This is a genomic window from Streptomyces sp. NPDC052042, from assembly GCF_044548345.1.
GTDB lineage: Bacteria > Actinomycetota > Actinomycetes > Streptomycetales > Streptomycetaceae > Streptomyces.
In genome coordinates, this window is record NZ_JBIUBU010000025.1 from 36,258 (window position 1) to 53,090 (window position 16,833).

Sequence of the window (16,833 nt, forward strand, 5' to 3'; positions counted from 1 at the left end):
CGCCCCCGCCCATACCCCCTTCACCCGTTCGGCCCAATCCCGCCTGCACCAACGGCCGACACCCCGAACCATTGGGGGAATGAATTTCGTCGACGAAGTGAAGAACGCCGTCACCCCCCGGGCCGCCCTGCTCGTCATCGGCGTGCTCGCACTGCAACTGCTGTTCATCACTTCCTACGTCGGGGCCCTGCACAAGCCGAAACCGACGGACGTCCCCTTCGGGCTCGTCGCGCCCCGGCAGCTGTCCGCGCAGCTCCTGACCGAACTGAAGAACCTTCCGGGCGGCCCGCTGGACCCCCGTGCGGTCGCCGACGAGGCCACCGCGCGTGAGCAGATCCTGAACCGCGAGATCGACGGCGCCCTGGTCTTCGACCCCACCGGCACCACCGACACCGTCCTTGTCGCCTCCGGCGGGGGCACCGCCATGGCCGACACCCTGACCAAGATCCTCACGAAGGCGGAGCAGGCCCAGCAGCGCACGGTGCGGTCCGTGGACCTGGCCCCCGCGTCCGACCAGGACTTCAACGGGATCTCCTCCTTCTACCTGGTGGTGGGCTGGTGCGTGGGCGGCTATCTCTGCGCCTCGATCCTGGCGATCAGCGCCGGCGCCAAGCCCGCCAACCGGCGGCGCGCACTGGTCCGGACCGGTGTCATGGCGCTGTACTCCGTACTGGGCGGGATCGGTGGCGCACTCATCACCGGCCCGGTCCTCGGCGCGCTGCCCGGAAGCTTCTGGGGCCTGTCGGGGCTGGGAGCACTGACCGTCTTCGCGGTCGGCATGCTGACCCTCGCCCTCCAGGCGCTCACCGGCATCGTCGGCATCGGCCTGGCCGTCCTGGTCGTGGTGATCGCGGGCAATCCGAGCGCCGGCGGCGCCTTCCCGCTGCCGATGCTCCCGGACTTCTGGCGGGCGATCGGCCCCGCGCTGCCGCCCGGGGCGGCCACCTGGGTGGCCCGCTCGATCGCCTACTTCAAGGGCAACGCGATCGCCGGACCGCTCCTGGTGCTGTCCGCCTGGGCGGTGGTGGGCACGCTGGTCACCTTCCTGATCGCCCTGCGCCGCACCCCGCAGGATCTCGCCGACGCCCGACCGCCGTTCGGCTCAGTGGTCGACTGATCCGCTTCCCCCTGGTTCGGTGCCCGGCCGGTCCCCTCGCGCTTCGTCGGCCACCCGGACCCCGCACCGCCCGCGAAGACCCCGAGCCCTTCCGAGGGACCTCACCCGTTCCGCGCCGGGTGGCCCGGACTCCGGCGGCGAACGGTGGCCGCGCGCACCGGGCGGCCCACCGGAACGGACGGCGCGGCGGACCGCGGTCTGGGCGATTCGGCTGAAGTACCGCACACATGAGTGATCGAGGCGGGCCGGGTGGGAAACCGTGTCCGGAAAGTCCGCGCGTATTGCCGACAGGACGGAGAACGGGTCATGGCCACCACGGCCGGCACAGCCACGGAGGAGCCGAGCAGCCTCCGGTTGCCGGGCCTCGTCCTCGGCGTGGGGCTCGGCGGGTTCCTCGACGGCATCCTGCTGCACCAGCTCCTGCAGTGGCACCACATGCTCAGCAGCACCAACCACGACCGCATCGGGGTGAAGTACTACAACCCGAGAACGGTGTCCGGGCTGCAGATGAACACCCTGTGGGACGGCATCTTCCACGCCGTGTGCTGGATCGCCGTCCTGCTGGGCCTGGCCATCCTGTACTCCCGGGTCACCCACAACCGGCGGGCGGTATGGACCTCACGGGTCCTGTGGGGCTGGATCCTGGCAGGCTGGGGCCTGTTCAACCTGGTCGAGGGGATCCTGGACCACCAGATCCTGGGCATCCACCACGTCCACGGCGGCCCCCACCAGGCATGGTGGGACGCCGGCTTCCTCGTCCTGGGCGCCCTGCTCGTCGTCTGCGGCTACCTGCTCCAGCGCAGCGGCCGGCCCTTCGTCCCCGACGCCCCGCGCGGCACCGAGCGGACCGAGGTCCGCACCTGATGGGCGAGACGCACCTCGCACACCACGGAGCGGGCGCGAGCGGGTCGGGGACGGCACTGACCTTACTGGTCCTGCTCACCGCCGCGGTCGGCTATCTGCTCGCCGCGCGCCTGGCCCGGCGCCGCAACCCCGCCCAGGGCTGGTCCCCCTGGCGGGCGGCCTCCTTCCTGGGCGGGCTGGCCCTGCTCGCCGTCGCCCTGCTGCCGCCGCTGGCCCCGGCCGCGCACGGTGACTTCCGCGGGCACATGGCCCAGCACATGCTCATCGGCATGTACGCGCCGACGGCACTGGCGCTGGCGGCGCCGGTGACCCTCCTGCTGCGCACCCTGCCGCCGGCCCGGGCCCGGCGGATGACGGCGGTACTGCACAGTCCGCTCATGCGGCTTCCGACACATCCCGCGGTGGCACTGGCACTCAGCACTGGCACCCTGGGGCTGCTGTACTTCACCCCGCTGTACAACACCGCCGCGGCCCACCCCGCGGGGCACTGGCTGATGCACGCCCACTTCCTGGTTTCCGGATACCTGTTCGCCTCCGTCATCGCCGGGCCCGATCCCCTTCCCGCCCGGCCCGGTGCGCGGGCCCGGCTGGTGTACCTGGGCGTCGCGATCGCCGTCCACGCCCTGGTCGCCCAGGCCGTGTACGGCGGGATCTTCGTCGACGTCCACGCTCCCGTCGACCACGTCCGGCAGGCCGCGGAGCTCATGTACTACGGCGGGGACATCGCCGAGTTGCTGCTTGCCGCCGCCCTGGTCGCCACCTGGCGGCCCGAGCGCCGCACCGCAGCGGCCTTGCCGCCGCCCGCACGCCCGAAGCCGGTGGCGGCGGGAGCGCACTGAGCCGACGGCCGGCTTCCGGCGCCCGCCGAGCCTCACCTCGGGTACTGTCCGCATGTTCGAATCAGGCTCCGGGGTGAGGGGCCACACGTGGGAGGGGTGTGTCATGAGTGGTACGGGGTCGGCGGACGGTACGTGGAAGCCGAGCGACGCGGAGGGCGGGGAGCTCTCGGGCCGGTGGTGGACGTGGGCCCTGTCCGCCCCCGACGACCATGACCCGGTGAAGGACACCACGGGCGAGTACGCCGACTGGAACCAGCCGGACGACCTCTGGTTCCTGGCCGGCACATACGGCGGTCGCGTGGTGCGGCGCTGCGCGGTCCCCTCGGACCGGCCGCTCCTCTTCCCCGTGCTCAACATGCAGCACCCCAGGTCGTACTCCAGGGTGCCGCTGTCCATGGCCGTGGCGGAGGCCACCGCGTCGCTCAACGGCATTTTGCTGCCGCTGCGGGAGTTCACCGCGTCGTTCATGACGGAGTCGACCCAGCGCTACACCTGGGGGCTCTGGGGAGGCGTCGCGCCCCTGCTCCCCGGAGAGTACGTGCTGGAGATCAGGGCCAGGGCCACGAACGGCTTCTGGGTCGACACGACCTACCACCTGGAGTCGAAGGCCGCCTGATCCCGGGCGCTCCACGGCCGGGCCGGCCGTGGGACCGGGACTCGGCTCTCCGGGGCCACGCTTCCGCCCGGACGCCGCCGGGGCGATCCTGCGAGTCGCCCCGGACTCATGGACGGCATGCGTCACGTTCGCACGCGAAGAGCGACCCGGTGCGGGAGGGCGACCCCGGCGGGGAATCGAACGCAACAACGGTTTCACCCCCGTCGACCGAGGTCACACCGGCGGCCCACGCCCGCGACCGCGCTCCCCCGATGATTCATCCGTTTCTCAACACGCCGTCCCGGTAAGGGCTCTGATGAGCCATCATCGATTGGGGCGGGAAGCCGGGCACGCCGTGCCCGCACCACACGGAGGAGGCACGGAGTGCGAAGTCGGGTGCGCGCGGAGGACGGGCGGCATCTGATGGTGGAGCGTCTGGGCGATCCGCACGGCAGACCGGTCTTCCTGCTGCACGGAATGCCCGGCAGCAGGCTCGGCCCGGCCCCGCGCGGCATGGTGCTGTACCAGCGCAAGACGCAGCTGATCGCCTACGACCGGCCGGGCTACGGACACTCCGACCGGCTGCCGGGCCGCTGCGTCGCCGACGCCGTGCAGGACGTGCGGGCCATCGCGGACCATCTCGGCCTCGAACGGTTCGCCGTGGTGGGCCGGTCCGGGGGCGCGCCGCACGCGCTGGCCTGCGCGGCGCTGATGCCCGAGCGGGTGACCCGTACCGCCGCGCTGGTCGGGCTGGCTCCCTGGGGTGCCGACGGACTCGACTGGTTCGAGGGGATGGCCGCTTCCAACGTGCTGGCGTACTCCACCGCGGCGACCGATCCGGACGGGCTCGCGAAGTCGTTCATCTCGCGGTCCGCGGTGATCAGGAAGAACCCGGTCCGGCTCATCGACGACCTGCGGCGCGAGCTGACCGACTCCGACCGGATGGTGGTCAACGACGCCGGGGTCCGCACCATGCTGCTGCGCAACTACCGTGAGGGACTGCGCACTTCGGCGTGGGGATGGATCGACGACGCGATCGCGTTCAGCCGCCCATGGGGGTTCGATCCCGCGGACATCCCGGGTCCGGTGATGCTGTGGCACGGAGAGAAGGACGTGTTCTCGCCGGTCGGCCACTCCCGCTGGCTGGCCGAGCACATCCCGAACGCGACCGTGGTGGTGGAGCCGTCGGCCGCACACTTCGACGCCCTGCACGCCCTGCCCCGTGTTCTCAACTGGCTGCTGGAACCGGTCGACGGATGAGAACGGAGCGGTGGGGGCGTCCCGCCGCCGCAGGACGCCCCCACCGTTCACATCCGGGTCTCACACCTGCACCGGTTCCAGCTCGCGCTCGAACCGGTACTCGTTCCGGGCGATCCGGGTCATCGGGTGGTCCTCCCCGAGCTGCCGGGCCAGCTCGTCGCCGGTCTCCGCCCGCAACCGCACCGCCTCCTCCGGACGCCCCATCGCATCGAGCGTGACCGCCATGTTCGACATCATGGCCAGGGTCTCCGGGTGATGCGCCCCGAGTACGTCCCTGAGCTGTCCGGCCAGCTCCCGCTCGGTCCTCAGCACCAGCTCCAGATCGCCCCGTTCGGCCACGGCGTTGGCGAGGTTCATCACGCAGAACAGGGTGTTGGGGTGCTCCCGCCCGTGCACCCCCCGCATCGCCGCGACCACCCGGGTCAGCACCTGCTGCGACTCCTCCACCGCGCCGGCCCCCAGCTGGTAGATGGCGAGGTTGTTCAGCGCGGCCAGAGTGGTGGGGTGGTTCTCCCCCGGCACGTTCATGTACTGGTCGACGACCTGCTGCGCGGTGTCCCTGGCCTCGACGGTCTCGCCCGCCGCGTACAGGTCGGCCGCCATGTTGAGGTCGCAGGCGAGCCACTCCGGGTTGGCGGCCGTGTACTTGGCCTGGTAGCGGGCGAGCGTGGCCACCGTGAGCCGGCGGGCTTCCTCCAGTCTGCCCGCCCTGCGCAGCGAGACCGCCAGGCTCTTCGCCGCGCTCAGGGTGCCGGGGAAGGCGCGCCCGAGCGTGGCCTTGTAGCTGTCGTACGTGCGGCCGAGGATGGTGACGGAGTCCTCGTACCGCCCCACGTCCCGCAGGTCACGGGCCAGGTTCATGGCCGAGGACAGGCTGTACGGGTGCTCCTCCCCCAGCACCTTGATCCTCCCGTCGAAGACGTCCTGGTCGATCTCCCGGGCCCGGGCGTACTGACCGACGGTCCGCAGGATGAACGCCAGGTTGTTCGCCGCCGCCAGGGTCCTGGGGTGCGACTCGTGGAAGATCTGGTTGAACCCCTCGGTGGCCTCGGTCGCCAGCTCGATCGCCCTGGTGTAGTCGCCCAGCGTGCCGAGGTCCGTCGCCAGCCCGCTGATGCTCATGTACGTGTGCGGGTGCTCCGGGCCCAGCACCTCCTGCTGCACCGCCAGGGTGGTCTCGTCCAGCTCCCGCGCCTCCACGTAACGGCCGCGCGAACGGTAGATGTTGGCGAGGTGGAAGCAGAGGTAGAGGTACTGGATGTCCCGCTCGCCCAGGGTCTCCTTCCACATGGCGCGCAGTTCCTCGCACAGGGCCCCCGCCGTCCGGAACTCACCGCGCTTCCAGAGGTAGCGGACCCGGTCGATCAGCAGCCTGCGGGCCTCCGGCTCCTCGCAGTTGCGGGCGTCGGAGGGGGCCAGGTGCGGCCAGATGGTCGCGAACTGCGACCAGGTGGCGGGGTTGTCGATGGGTTCGTCGTCATCCGGCCGGGCACCCGCGAGGATGCGGTGCACGGCGTGCTGGGCGTCCCGCCGCTCCTCCTCGCTGAGCTGTGCCCGGATCACGGCCTGGACGAGGCGGTGCACCTGAATGGAGTTGGACACCTGGTCGACCTTGGCGAGGGCGAAGCGGCCGATCTCCCGGATGACCCGGCCCAGCACCAGCTTCTCCTGGAGCGAGGGATCGTACGGCTTCAGCGCCTCGATCATCTCCTTGCTGTAGAGAAGGTTGCTGGAGATCGGTTCCGGGGCGAAGAAGGCACAGAGCTGGAGCAGCCGCACCGCGGCGGGCGAGCGCTCCTTGAGCCGTTCGATGGAGATGTTCCAGGTCGCGGCGACCGGCTGCGGGTAACCGGCCGGCTGGTTGAGGGCCAGGACCTCGGTGGCCTGCTGGGCCAGCTGTTCGAGATACGTGCCGACCGGGGTGGCGGTCTCCGCGATCCAGGCGGCCGCCTGCTCGACGGCGAGCGGCAGGTCGCCGACCGCGGTGGCCACCTGGTCGGCGTCCTCGGCGCTCAGTCCCGGGGCCCGGCGCTGGAGGTGCTCGACGGACTCCTCGCGCAGGAAGACGTCGACCGGCAGCGCGTCACCGTGCTGCGACCACGACTGGTTCCGCGAGGTGACCAGGATGTGCCCGGAACCACCCTGCGGGAAGTACCGCCTGAGCTGCTCGGGGTCGTCGGCGTTGTCGAAGACCAGCAGCCAGCGGTCCGTGGGCACGCCCCGCCGCAGCAGGTCCACCGCCTCGCGTGAGGCGGCCACCATGTCGTCGCCGCCCTGGGCACCGATCCTCGCGGCCAGCTCCGCGAGCGAGGCCACCACGTCGTCGGGCTGCTCCGACGATATCCACCAGACCAGGTCGTAGTCGGCCATGAAGCGGTGCACGTACTCCAGCGCGACCTGGGTCTTGCCGACGCCACCGAGCCCGTACAGGGTCTGCGGCTGCGGCAGCACCACGGCCATGCCGCCGCCCAGCTGGTCGCGCATCCGCTCCAGGACCAGGGAACGGCCGGTGAAGCCGGGGTTGCGCGGCGGCGCGTTCCAGATCCTGGGGACGGTGCCCGGGAAACGCGGTCCGGGCGCCACCCCGTCGGTGAGCTGGACCGGGCGGTCCAGGGCGCGCAGCAGGGCCGCGGTGGCCTGCACCTCGTCGAGCCGGAAGAGGTCCACGGGGTTGCGGTCGAGGTAGGGCGCCGTCAGCCGTACGTCGCCGACCCTGACCGGCAGCAGATGGCGCCGGCCGCCGCCGGGGTCCTCGGCGGTGGCCCGGTTCCAGGCGCTCACGGCGCGCTGCGACTTGAGGTACGCGTTGGAGAGCAGCACCATGGTGCGGGCCGAGTTGTCCGCGGCCAGCACCATGGTGCGGGCCGAGTCGTCCCCGGCCGTCCGCTCCGCGGCCTCCCGCTCGGCGGACATGTCGCGCGGCACGACCCGGAACCCGGCCCGGGTGAGCACGGACTCGATCCAGTCGGCCCACATCCGGTTCTCGGCCACGTAGTTGAGGAAGAGATCGGCGGGCAGGGCCGGCCTGCGCCGGGTGAACGCGTCCCGGATGCGCAGCCGCACCTCCTCGGCGACCGTCGGCATCGAGGTGATCCGCCGGTCGGTGATGAAGCCGGTGAGTCGTTCGAAGGCGGAGAGCAGCGAGTTGCTGAGACCGGCCTCGTCACCGAAGGTGGCGAGGGTCTCCTCGTACGCGTAGTAGGGGCGGTAGGGGATCTCCACCGCGCCCCAGTAGGCGGTGAGTTCGTCGCCGGACAGATCGCGTGGCAGCCGGTCGAACTTCAGCCGGGCCAGGGCCCTTCCGGCGTCCGCCTTCTCCTTCTCGCCCTCGTCGATGCGCATCGGGACGGGGTAGATGGCGATGGGGCGGCCGGTGTAGCGCTCGGAGATCTGCCGGGCGACGGAGGCGGCGCCGTCGATGGACTGGTCGCTGAGGGTGAAGCAGTCGACGAGGACGTCGGGCAGGTGGACGGTGCAGATGTCGGCGATGTCGCTGAGGCCGGTCCGGCTGTCGATGAGGACGTAGTCGTAATGGGCCTTCATGTCGTCGCGCAGGGCGTCGAAGAAGTGGCCGCCGCCGAGCCGGTCGTAGAAGTTGTCCCAGTCGAAGGTGGAGACGGTCGCGGAGTACTCACGGTTCTGGCGGCCCGCGGAGACGAAGTCGAGGGTGCCGCCGTGCGGGAACTCCCAGCCGAGCGTCTCGGGGGTGAGGGAGACGGCGTGCGGCTGGATGCGGGCGTAGTCGCGGTGCCAGTCGTCGGGGCGCTGGGCGGGACTGGTCGCGGCCCACGCGTACTCGGTGATCAGGTCGATGACACCGGTGGTGGCGCCGAGGGTCGAGGGGTCGAGGAACGGGTGGAAGAACCGGTGGAGCCCGGGTGCCTCCAGGTCCCAGTCGACGGCCAGTACCCGTTGCCCGTTGGCGGCGAGTATCCAGGCGGTGTTGGCGAGGGCCATGGTGCGCCCTGTGCCGCCCTTGTACGAGTAGAAGGTGACGATGCGCCCGTCACGGCCGGCCGTCATCCGCGTCCTCCCCATCCATCGCAGGGTCGAGTGTCTCGGGGATGTGGTTCGTCTGTGCCATCGGCCCCATCAATCGGGTCCGTTCGGTGTGCCCGCCGCCGGCGGGCGGGTAGACCGCCGCGTGCCGCAGATACTGCTGGGCAGCCGCCTCCACCACCTGCGGCAGGAGTTGCCCGAACGCCTCCATGCTGGGCACGCCCTTGGCGGCGGCCCGGCAGAAGGCCCGGCCCTGGCTCATCTTGGCCGGCATGGTCTCTTCGAGCTTCTCGGTCAGTTCGGCCTCGGCCGCGCGGCTCTGCTCGTCCTCCCGGTTCCACGGCACGACCATCGTCACCCAGGGGCGGTTCTCGGCGTCGAAGGCGGCGAGCCGTCGGCGCCGTTCCTCGTCCTGGAGGGCCCAGCGGTCGACGAGCAGGATCTCCGGCCTGCTGGGCGTGTGCTTGTCCTCCGCATGACCGGCCTCCTCGTCGAACGAGGAGACGGTCGCCTGGTAGTTGAGGGAGCGGACCAGGTCCTCGGTGACATAGGCCAGCGGGCGGACGGAGGTCGGGTGGTAGGGGTTCCAGTCCTGTGGGGTGTCGCCGTAGTAGTCGGAACTGCGCCCGTCGGGCAGGTCGTGCCGGGTGGGCGCGGCTATGGTCACCTGCATCGGGCGGGGGGCGAGCGTGCTGTTGGGCGGGCCGAAGGCGCTGGGGGCCATGCGGTAGTCGACCGGGCGTCCGGTTCCGAGCTGAATGGTGTCCGCCACGTTGACTATGCGCTTGGCGAGTTCGTACACCGCGCGCTCGTACTCCTGGGCGAAGAGCCTGAGTTTGATGAGGCCGTACAGACCGTCGCTGACGTAGCGATCCCCGAAATCACGGTGGTTGAACTGCAACCGCTCGGCAGGACCCGGGAGTTGGCTCGGCGGGACCGGCACCCAGAGCGCGGGGACGATCGCCTCGGCGCGTTGGTTGGACCGGGCGCGATGGTGGATGGCGCGTTGCGCGAAGGCGTACCACTCCTTGCCGCACATCTCGCTGGCGAAATAGCGCGGCGAGAAGAGCGGAACGAACACGCGGCAGGTGGCGAGCACTTCGCCCAGTCGCTCCGACCAGCCCTCGCCGGCGCCTATCTCCCGGTCGATGAACCCGGCGGACGCACCGGCGGGCAGATCGGTCATGGCCATCACATGACCGCAGAGGTCGTGGAAGAGCCGCTCGACCCACATGTCGGGGTCCGTTCCGCTGCCGTACCCCGGTGTGTGGGCATAGCTCAGGAAGAAGTACGGCCGATGGTCCGCCGCTCGCTGTTGGGTTGTTGCGTGCACACGACCCCCGTCCTGTGTGAGCACCCGCATCCGCGAGGCGAGATGAATGCGAGCGAATTCATCATTCCGGAGCGGACGTTGCTCCACCCCCATGGCGTTCGGTCATTCAACGCCGGTTTCCGGCCATAGGTTCCCGGACCCAGCAGATCTTTTCCTTGATCGAATTCGGTCTGGGCCCCTTTCTTCCACTTGCCCCGTGTGTACCGGCACCACGCAGGTTCACGAAGCCAAACGGAATATCAACTTCGAAATCCCTCAGATCTCTTTTCGCATCAGATCCAACAGCCTTTTCCCATGGACGGTGAGTTCTGCACTCCCCTCCAGCATGTCAAGTGCTTCCGGCACACCTTCCAGCCAATATGCCCCGAAAGCCCCCAACACGATCCGTTCATAGGTCTCGAACAGCAACCGGGAAAATGGAACGGCGCCTTCCTGCCAGGGCATTCGATGGTCCCAGGAGCCGTCTGCCGCGTAAAGATCCGTGACATCGCAGAGCGCCCGCAATTCGGCACGCCGAAATCCGCGGAGCAGCCCGAACGCCAGTTCCTCGGGGTCTCCTTCCAGGGGGATTCCCATGGCGCCGTGCCCGTGCCGTCCGACGGCGGACTCCGCCGGAGCCAGCCCGGTCAGCGGGGTGAGGGTGGTGAGGAAGGCCGCCATCCCCCGGGCACGTCCGGGCGCCTTCGCCCCGATCACCGCCCATGCCTCCCCGACCCTGGCGGCCAGACCGTCGGCGGCGCGGTCGTCGAGCGCTGGCGCGACGGGCGCGGAGAAGCAGTCCCGGAACGGGTCGAGGTCGTCGAGCACCACGCCGGGAGCCGTACCGGGGGCCGCACCCGGCAGCGGACCGGGCACCGGGAGCCTGCGCAGCGGCCGCCAGCCGGCCGCTGCCTCCCGCGGCCGTACGACGTCCAGCCCGGCGGGCGCACCGGGCCCCTCGGGCCGTACGGCGAAGCCGCCTTCCGCGCCCCGTACCAGGGCCGTGCCGCACTCGTCCGCGTCACCGATCCGCGCCTCGCCGAGGCCGGGCAGGAAGAGCCGGCCGCCCGAGAACGCCACCCGCACGGGCAGATCCAGACCCGCCCGTACAACGGCCGCCGCGAGGTACGCCGGCAGCCGTCGCGCCACCCGCACGGCCCCGGGCCGCTCGCGCACCAGCTCCAGCGCGTGCAGCAGCCAGCTGCGGGTGTACGGCCCGGCCAGCACCTCGTCCAGGGCGCGGGCCCCTTCCTCGGACGCCTCGACCGCGGCGGCCAGCTCCCAGGCGGCCGACCACTCCTCGCCACCACGCCGCCCGATGTCGGCGTTCAGCCGGGCCAGGAGGGTGCGGGTGAGGTCCTGCTGGGCTGCGTCCAGTTCGGCGGGATCGGTCACCGCGGGCGCGACGAGGGACTGTGCCGTGCGCGCCTCGACGCCCCGCACCAGGACCTCCAGGTCGGCGCAGTACACGGACGGGTTGTCGAACGGGCCCGTCGGCCCCGCGGGGTCGTAGCGGTGGGTGTAGAGGCCGCCTCCGCACGAGCGGACGACCGGGCAGCGCCGGCAGATCCCGCTGACCCCGGCCAGCCCGAGCTGCCGGGCCCGCACACCGGGGTGGGCGGCCACCTCGTCGAAGGTGTGGTCGAAGACGTCGAAACCGGTGGCCGCCGCGCCCTCGTAGGCGCTCTTGAGCGAGTCGACCTGCTCCAGCCGGCCGTCGGTCTCCACCACCACGAGGTCGGTGGGGGCGAGCCCCAGCGATTCGGTGAGGCTGGGGCCGCCGCTCAGAGTGGACAGCACCGAGGAGAAGATGCGCACCGGCACCGGGCGTCCCCGCTCCTCCCAGTGGTCGAAGACCGTGAGGAGCCAGTCGGCGTAGGCGGTGGGCGATCCGTCCGGGCGAAGCGGGGGTTCCTGCCATGTGGCGTGCGGCAGCAGGAAGTCGATGAGCGGGGGTTCGAGTTCGACGAGCGCGTCGAGGACCGCGCGCGGGTCGTTCCGGACGTCGACCGTGCAGAGCAGACCGAGGTAGAGGTGGCGGTAGCGCTCCTGCCGGAGCAGCTCGACGGCCTTGAGGACCAGGGGGTGGCTGCTGCGTCCGTCGGCGTAGCGGCGGTGCCGGTCGTTGGCGGCCCGGTCGCCGTCGAGGGAGATGCCGACCCTGACACCGAACTCGTCGAAGAGGTCGAGATAGCGCGGGCTGAGCTGGATTCCGTTGGTGTGGATACGGAGGTCGAGTTCCGCGATGCCGTCGAAGGCGGAGGCGAGCGCCTCGCAGACGTGCCGGAGTCGGGCGGGGCCCGCCAGCAGGGGCTCCCCTCCGTGCAGGATCACTGACACGGAGGGCAACGCATGCGCTGCGGCATGCTCGGCCAGGCGCTGAGCTGTCTGGAAGATGACGTCGTCAGAGATTGTTCTGGGGCGGGTACGCCAACTCTGATCTGCATGTTCGTAGACGTAGCAGTGATCGCAGGCGAGATCGCACCTGCTGTGCACTTTGAGCACAAATTCGCGGAATGGGACCAGGGGTCCTGTCATTCCCTCAGTCTAGCCAGCATGCGGCGCGATTCAGAGCGCGGAACTGAAGGTCGACGCCTGGGTGTGGCGGTCTGCCGGGGCCGAGAACACACGGCCGAGCTTACGGTTGGCTTCTGCGCCGCGGGTGTCGATCTCGGTGAGCGACATACGGCCCTTCTTCGCGACAGCGAAGGCACGAGGGGATTCTGAGGTCTTCACGGCCATCCTTGAGGGGAGCGTTCCGGATCATGAACAAAGCAGCCGGTTTCCGCATAATCACAGTGCCCGGCGGAATGACTTTACTCCCCTCAACCGGCTTCGCAACCGCGGAGATCCACTCGTCACGCAAGTGGCATACAGCACGCCTCATGCACCCCGGGGAGCACCCTCGTACACCCCCGCGACCATCAGAAATGCGAGAGTGGAACGGATATACGGGTCGGCACGCCCCCACCGGGGATCACCCGCCGCCCCGGCAGCGCCACCGGCGGGCAGAAGCCCGCTCCGCGCGGGGCCGTACGCTCTTCGGTCACGCCGTTCACAGGGGTGGCTGCGGTCACGGCGGACAGGGCGTCCCGGCGGCCGACGGGGGCTCGGGCGCCCGTAGACCCTTCATGCAGTCCATGACCCGCTCGTGGGTGTCGCCCACGACGTCCGTGATCCTGGCCCGCACGTACAGGGACTGGACCTGCGCGACGAAGTTCTCCGAGAACGCGCCCACCAGCACCGTCTCATGGCTTCCGGCCCCCACCAGGGGGAACCCCGCCCCGAAGTCGACGAGCCGGAAGTCCTCACCGGCGACCAGACCCGCCGCGGCCAGTTCCCCGGAGGCGGCGGCGACGCTGCTCCACGGGGCGTCCGCGAGGTCGTGCGCCCCCCTCATCACCACCCTGCAGTCCCAGGACTCGACGAGGGCGAGATGCTGGCCGCCGTTCATGACCCCGACCCGCCACGCCGTCGTGTCCGCCGCGAGTTCGCCGGTCACCCAGGCGGCCCTCCAGCCCACATACGGGCGCACCGTGCGGGCGTACTGCGCGCGGGCCAGGACGGCCCCCGCCGCGACGGCGAGGACGCTTCCCAGCACGTCGCCGTCGAGGAGTTGCAATCGCCAGGGCCACTCGGCCCGCGCCCCGGGCGACATATTGGCCCGGACCACCTCCCAGACCAGCACCGCCACCAGCAGGGCGAGGAGGACCAGCGGCACCGCGAACAGCAAGGGGCTCCGGCGAATCCGGCGCTGGGTGTCCGGTATCGGTTCCGCGTCCCCGTGATCTGCCTGGCTCATCCTCGAACTCCCCCGCAACGACGGACACCGGCCGACGCGTCATCGGCAACAGACCTTAAAATATTGCCAGTTGACCCACCAGCCCACAACAACCCGCGTCGCGCGAGAGGGCACGGACGGGTCGGAACGGAGCACGGCGGGTCCGAAAAGGGCCGTTGCCGCGACCGGTACCGTTGCCGCGCCCGATGGCTGCACCTACCCTCATGCCCCCACGACCGCAGAACGTCTCCACAGCCGCAGACGGGGAGTGACCATGACGGCGATTCCGGGACCGCTCCAGAGCATGGTGTTCAGGAACGCTGACCTGCCGGAGCTCTTCCACCACACGGACACGATCGCCGTCGCGAGCCAGCGGGAGGCCGTGAACACCACCCGCGTCCAGCTGATCCTGCTGGTCCTGGGCACGGTACCGGCGGCGCTGCCCTGGCGTGCCGAGCCCGGCGGAGTGTTCCAACTCATCGATGCCCTGAGTGTGTTGGCCTACACGGGTGTCCTGGTCACGGCATTCGTCGCGACCCGGCGCCGTGCGAAGTCGCACTGGCAGCTCAACCGCTCGGCGGCGGAGTTCATCAAGTCGATGTGCTGGCGCTACTCGGTGCACGGGGCGCCTTTCGACACCAGCGTCCCGCACCCCGAGGCGGTGTTCGCCAACCGCCTGGAGGAGGGACTTCAGGAACTGCGCAAGGTGGGCTGGGCCGATCCCCGCGAACTGACGACGGATTCGGGCGGGCTGATCACCGCGTCCATGCGGGAGTTGCGGAAAAAGGCGTTCACCGTGCGCAAGGAGACGTATGTGCGCGACCGGCTGATCGAGCAGCGCACGTGGTACCGCAGACGCCAGGAGGTGTCACGGCGGGCCACCCTGCTCTGGTCGAGCACGATCGCCGTACTGACCGCGCTGGCCCTGCTGTTCGCCCTGCTGCGGACGTTCTCCGTCATGCAGTCCTTCGCCCTGACCGGGGTCCTGTCGGCCGCCGCGGCGGCCTGTCTGGCGTGGAGCGAGATCCGCCGTCACCACCCGCTGATCTCGGCCCACTCCCTGGTGGAGGAGGACCTGGAGTCGATGCAGGTGGCGATGGAGACCACGCTGACCGAGCGGCAGTGGCCGCGTGCGGTGTTCGAGACCGAGCGCATCGTCTCCCCGCAGCACACCGACTGGCTCGCTCGCCACCAGATGTGACGGATGGCCGGCGCCACGGGGAGCGGGCCGGAACGAGGCGTCCGTCGGGCCGCCGCCGGACGCGAGGGCCAAGGGCCGCGCCGGAGTTCAGCCGCGCTCCACGCCCTCGCGCCAGATCACGGTGACCGGGCGGCCCAGCCTGCGGGCGTACATCACGATGTCTCCCGTTCCGCCGAGACCGCGGGCGGGCCTGCCGTCCCACACGGCGAGGAGCCGGTCGCAGTGGTCGGCGATGTAGGCGCCCGCCGCGTAGTACGCCTCGTCGGTGGAGTGCGGGAAGTCCAGCCGGACCTCGCGGGCCGCGCGCTTCTTGAGGGCGCGGTAGCGTGCGAGTTCGGCCGCGTCGGCGAAGGAGGACTCGTAGTCGCCGCTCGGGATGACCGCGGTCAGTTCCGCGCCACGGGCCAGGGCGAGGTCGGCGAAGAGCTGATCCGCTCCCACCGCCAGGCTGGAGAGCGCCTCCAGGGAGCCCTCCAAGCCGCACAGGGCCGCCTCCAGCCCTGCCAGCACATGCGCGTGGGCCTCCCGGGGAATGCTGCGATGACCGGTCACTCCGATGCGATTCACGGATACGCGCCCCCTGAGCTGTCTGCCGGGGGTTCCCGGAGTGACTTCTCCGGGAGGCACAGCATCCGCCCCCGTTTGCTCCTGCATGACCGACCTGCCCCACATCCTCTCAAAAGGCATGGGGGGAGCGGGAGTCCCCGCCCGGCATTCGGGCAGGGACTCCGCTCTTTTTCAGGGGTCACCCGAGGACAGGACCGTCTGGCGTTCGAACATCGGTCACGGGCGCGAAGAGGCATGCGGGGCCGGGAGGGCACCGGCCCCCGCGCGGTCAGTAGACGCTGACCCCGTACGCGCTGAGCGCCTTGGTGACCGGCTGGAAGTACGTGGTGCCGCCGGAGGAGCAGTTGCCGCTGCCGCCGGAGGTGAGCCCGATCGCCTTGGTGCCGGAGTAGAGCGGGCCGCCGGAGTCGCCGGGTTCCGCGCACACATTGGTCTTGATCATGCCGTACACGATGTCCCCGTTGCCGTAGTTCACCGTGGCGTTGAGGCCCGTGACGGAACCACTGTGGATACCCGTGGTGGAGCCGCGGCGGGTGACGGCCATGCCCACCGTGGCGTCGGCCGCGCCGGTGATGTCGACGTTGCCCACGGTGCCGTCGTGCGGGACCGAGGCGTTGTCGTACCGCACGAGGCCGTAGTCGTTCGTCGGGAAGCTGGAGCCGACCGTCGGACCGATGCGGGTCGTCTGCGAGGAGCTGGTGTACCAGGGCGGGTTGCCGTCGGTGCAGTGCCCTGCGGTCAGGAAGTAGTAGGTGCTGCCGCTGCGGACGTTGAAGCCGAGCGAGCAGCGCCAGCCGGGTGCGTGGATCGCGTCGCCGCCGGAGAGCAGCTTGCTGAGCTTTCCGGAGGTGCGCTCGATCCGCAGGGCACCCGCGTTCGCCCCGGCGGTCCGCTTGATCCGCTCGATCTCGGCCTGCGAGACCGTGCGGTCCGCGGTGACCACCAGCGCGCCGGTCTGCGGGTCGACGTTCCAGGCGGTGCCCGCCACGTCGGCCTTGAGCACGGCGTCGCTCGCGGCGGCGATCCGGCCGGCGCTGAACGTGGCGGTGGAGTCGGCCTGGGCGCTGGGAACCGTGAGGGCGGCGACGGCGACGAGGCCCGCGGCGACGGCGACGGCCCGTCCGCGTCTGGTGACGGTGCGGTTGAGGGGGGTGGTGCGCTTGATCCTCACTTTTCGTTCCTCCCGAGGGAAGTCGGGGGCCCGCCTGTGGGGTGGTCGGGCCCGTGAGGCGCAGTCGTTCGCACGGCGGCCCACCGAGGAGCAAACATGCCGTGTTCCTGACAAGCGCTGCACGGGA

General features: G+C 70.6%; 13 protein-coding genes. 6 read left to right on the top strand and 7 right to left on the bottom strand.

The window, feature by feature from the left end; translation table 11 throughout:
* Nucleotides 1-79 precede the first annotated feature (79 nt).
* From ACIHCL_RS30055 to ACIHCL_RS30075, 5 genes are all read left to right on the top strand, one after another.
* Nucleotides 80-1,117: a DUF3533 domain-containing protein gene (locus ACIHCL_RS30055; RefSeq protein WP_399866823.1), complete on the top strand. Its 1,038-nt coding sequence runs from the start codon at nucleotides 80-82 to the stop codon at nucleotides 1,115-1,117.
* Nucleotides 1,118-1,423: 306 nt separating this feature from the next.
* On the top strand, nucleotides 1,424-1,981 hold the full coding sequence (locus ACIHCL_RS30060; protein WP_399866826.1) for a DUF2243 domain-containing protein: 558 nt from the start codon (nucleotides 1,424-1,426) through the stop codon (nucleotides 1,979-1,981).
* Nucleotides 1,981-2,820, top strand: a complete 840-nt coding sequence (locus tag ACIHCL_RS30065) for a cytochrome c oxidase assembly protein (protein WP_399866828.1) — start codon at nucleotides 1,981-1,983, stop codon at nucleotides 2,818-2,820. Before ACIHCL_RS30060 ends, ACIHCL_RS30065 begins: the two co-directional genes overlap by 1 nt.
* A gap of 103 nt (nucleotides 2,821-2,923) precedes the next feature.
* Complete coding sequence (locus ACIHCL_RS30070) at nucleotides 2,924-3,436, top strand: hypothetical protein (protein WP_399866829.1); 513 nt, start codon at nucleotides 2,924-2,926, stop codon at nucleotides 3,434-3,436.
* A 363-nt stretch (nucleotides 3,437-3,799) separates the two neighbouring features.
* A complete protein-coding gene (locus ACIHCL_RS30075; RefSeq protein WP_399866830.1) occupies nucleotides 3,800-4,675 on the top strand; it encodes an alpha/beta fold hydrolase in 876 nt (291 codons plus the stop codon).
* Between the two features lie 60 nt (nucleotides 4,676-4,735).
* Here the strand turns inward: ACIHCL_RS30075 and fxsT are convergent, their stop codons facing one another.
* The 5 genes from fxsT to ACIHCL_RS30100 form a co-directional block, all read right to left on the bottom strand.
* Nucleotides 4,736-8,698, bottom strand: a complete 3,963-nt coding sequence (gene fxsT / locus ACIHCL_RS30080) for an FxSxx-COOH system tetratricopeptide repeat protein (protein ID WP_399866832.1) — start codon at nucleotides 8,696-8,698, stop codon at nucleotides 4,736-4,738.
* Nucleotides 8,682-10,037 (bottom strand): FxsC protein, encoded by a 1,356-nt coding sequence (fsxC, locus tag ACIHCL_RS30085; RefSeq protein WP_399866833.1) that lies wholly within the window; start codon nucleotides 10,035-10,037, stop codon nucleotides 8,682-8,684. Before fsxC ends, fxsT begins: the two co-directional genes overlap by 17 nt.
* Nucleotides 10,038-10,262: 225 nt before the next feature.
* A complete protein-coding gene (gene fxsBH / locus ACIHCL_RS30090; RefSeq protein ID WP_399866835.1) occupies nucleotides 10,263-12,524 on the bottom strand; it encodes a radical SAM/SPASM protein FxsBH, inactivated beta-hydroxylase extension form in 2,262 nt (753 codons plus the stop codon).
* 30 nt (nucleotides 12,525-12,554) lie between these two features.
* The gene (locus ACIHCL_RS30095; RefSeq protein WP_399866837.1) at nucleotides 12,555-12,671 is read right to left on the bottom strand and encodes a hypothetical protein; all 117 of its coding nucleotides are present in this window, start codon (nucleotides 12,669-12,671) and stop codon (nucleotides 12,555-12,557) included.
* Nucleotides 12,672-13,059: 388 nt separating this feature from the next.
* Entirely contained in the window at nucleotides 13,060-13,788 is a 729-nt protein-coding gene (locus ACIHCL_RS30100; RefSeq protein ID WP_399866840.1) for a hypothetical protein, read from the bottom strand.
* A 283-nt stretch (nucleotides 13,789-14,071) separates the two neighbouring features.
* Here ACIHCL_RS30100 and ACIHCL_RS30105 point away from each other — a divergent pair, with 283 nt between their 5' ends.
* Complete coding sequence (locus ACIHCL_RS30105) at nucleotides 14,072-14,968, top strand: DUF4231 domain-containing protein (RefSeq protein WP_399866929.1); 897 nt, start codon at nucleotides 14,072-14,074, stop codon at nucleotides 14,966-14,968.
* Nucleotides 14,969-15,055: 87 nt separating this feature from the next.
* Here the strand turns inward: ACIHCL_RS30105 and ACIHCL_RS30110 are convergent, their stop codons facing one another.
* Together ACIHCL_RS30110 and ACIHCL_RS30115 are read right to left on the bottom strand one after the other, a co-directional pair.
* Nucleotides 15,056-15,535 (bottom strand): hypothetical protein, encoded by a 480-nt coding sequence (locus ACIHCL_RS30110; RefSeq protein WP_399866843.1) that lies wholly within the window; start codon nucleotides 15,533-15,535, stop codon nucleotides 15,056-15,058.
* A gap of 268 nt (nucleotides 15,536-15,803) precedes the next feature.
* Nucleotides 15,804-16,706: a S1 family peptidase gene (locus tag ACIHCL_RS30115; RefSeq protein WP_399866845.1), complete on the bottom strand. Its 903-nt coding sequence runs from the start codon at nucleotides 16,704-16,706 to the stop codon at nucleotides 15,804-15,806.
* Nucleotides 16,707-16,833 lie beyond the last annotated feature (127 nt).